Origin of the sequence: Xanthobacter autotrophicus, assembly GCF_030015065.1 — a bacterium.
GTDB lineage: Bacteria > Pseudomonadota > Alphaproteobacteria > Rhizobiales > Xanthobacteraceae > Xanthobacter > Xanthobacter autotrophicus_D.
Window position 1 is genome coordinate 1 of the sequence record NZ_JAIVFN010000309.1, and the last position, 590, is coordinate 590.

Sequence of the window (590 nt, forward strand, 5' to 3'; positions counted from 1 at the left end):
CGGGCGGAGATGTATCGCTATTTGCTAAACATACTGAGCAGCTTTTTGAAGTAAAAGCTTAGAAATGAAAAAAGCCCAGAAAACTTTGGACGGCTATCGGGGCTTTTTCCTACCAATACTGTGCGTATTAAGGCGAATTATTATGAATCAGAAATATATAGGCAGTCAATCTGCCCCATCTACCCCTATTTGTTTTGTACCTGAACTTAGTGGGAATAAAACAAATAAACCAGCTACTTCTAAGCTTTATCAGCATCCGTCAGCACAGGATCTAAAGTTTAAAAAAGATAGTAAATGGCCGTATTTTTTATGTTTTCTTATTTTTAGTGCATTAGCAATTGCCTTTCTTTATGCATGTGATGCAGAAGCCCAAGTGCGTGAGCAGAAGGCACAACATTGGCAAGAACAATTTAACTCAGGCGAACCAGTTGAAGTCCAAGTACGTGTAGTTAAATTAGGTGGTGCACAATGAGAACTAATTTTTTACGTGGCGCTAAAAGAACCCAAAATTTTTCCAATAATCAATCAGGCCATAAATCAACATTCCGTGAATATATAGGTAAAGATGAAGAACAAAATTTATATAAAGT

Annotated in this window: 1 protein-coding gene; it reads left to right on the top strand. The window is 36.8% G+C overall.

Features of this window, described 5'->3' with window-relative positions; all coding sequences use genetic code 11:
• The first annotated feature begins 64 nt into the window (after window positions 1–64).
• The gene (locus K9U40_RS23260) at window positions 65–472 is read left to right on the top strand and encodes a hypothetical protein (protein ID WP_282892438.1); all 408 of its coding nucleotides are present in this window, start codon (window positions 65–67) and stop codon (window positions 470–472) included.
• Window positions 473–590: the final 118 nt, after the last annotated feature.